This window comes from Methylobacterium aquaticum, assembly GCF_001043915.1.
Taxonomy (GTDB): Bacteria; Pseudomonadota; Alphaproteobacteria; order Rhizobiales; family Beijerinckiaceae; genus Methylobacterium; species Methylobacterium aquaticum.
On the sequence record NZ_LABX01000354.1, the window covers coordinates 1 to 956 of the forward strand.

At 63.9% G+C, this 956-nt stretch carries 1 protein-coding gene; it reads left to right on the top strand.

The annotated features are described in order from the left end of the window. The first annotated feature begins 521 nt into the window (after positions 1 to 521). Positions 522 to 791, top strand: coding sequence for a hypothetical protein (locus VP06_RS31810; protein ID WP_048467827.1), 270 nt, complete (start codon positions 522 to 524; stop codon positions 789 to 791). The last annotated feature ends 165 nt before the right edge of the window (positions 792 to 956 follow it).

The following is a 956-nucleotide window of genomic DNA, read 5'->3' on the forward strand; positions in this document are numbered from 1 at the left end:
GATGCCCGCCGCCGAGCCGACGAAGCGGAAGTAGAATACCGGCACCGCGACCACGAGGGCGATCAGGACCGGCACGCCCAGGGCCGCGGTCAGCCCGGCCTGCACCGCCAGGAGGTTGGTCACGCCCATGGCCAGGAACACCAGGAAGGCGGCAATCTGCATCATCGGGGTTCGCTCTCGGGCAGACGTCAGGTGAGGCCATACAGACAGGCGAGCATGGCTTTTTGTGGGGCGCCACAGGCCCGAGCCGGCGCCTCCGATCCGTCGTCCGGGTCCCGGCCGGCCCGTCAGGCCGATCGCCGATAATAGAATATTTTTACATTTTTCAACGCATTCGAAGACAGAAAATTGCCCATTCCAGTAAATACTAAGCTGGCAAACAGATTTTAATCCCTCGATTCCAGCGCCGTCTCATTGGCATGTGCGGAATCGCACAATGAATTCGGCTGTCGAGACTTAGATACCACGGCATCCGGCGCCGCGACACCGTCGGCGGCCGCGACCAACCAACGAGATCGACCATGACGAAGACGACCCTGCTCATCGCCGGTGCGACGCTTCTCGCCGCCACCACCGCCTCCATCCCGTCGGCCCAGGCCCAATCGGCGCGGGAGATCTACAGCTACAAGGCCCCCTCCGGCATGTTCAGCGAGGGCACCACGAAGTGGGACATGTACCGCTTCATGGCGATCGACCACGAGGACCACGAGAAGCAGCTGGCGGCCGCCCAGGCCGCTGCGCAGACCGGCTCGGTGCCGGCCACCCACACCCGGCTTCATCGCGGCCACTGATCCTCACGGAGGCAGCCCGGCTTCCTCGACAACCGGCACGGAGGCGCCCCCGCCACACCAGGCGGGGGCGCCGTCTTATGCCAACGGCCGAAGATGCTGACGCATCCGGCCGTTGCTCCATCTCGAATTTTCGATGTCAAGCCAGAGGCTTGACGAAAATTCGCG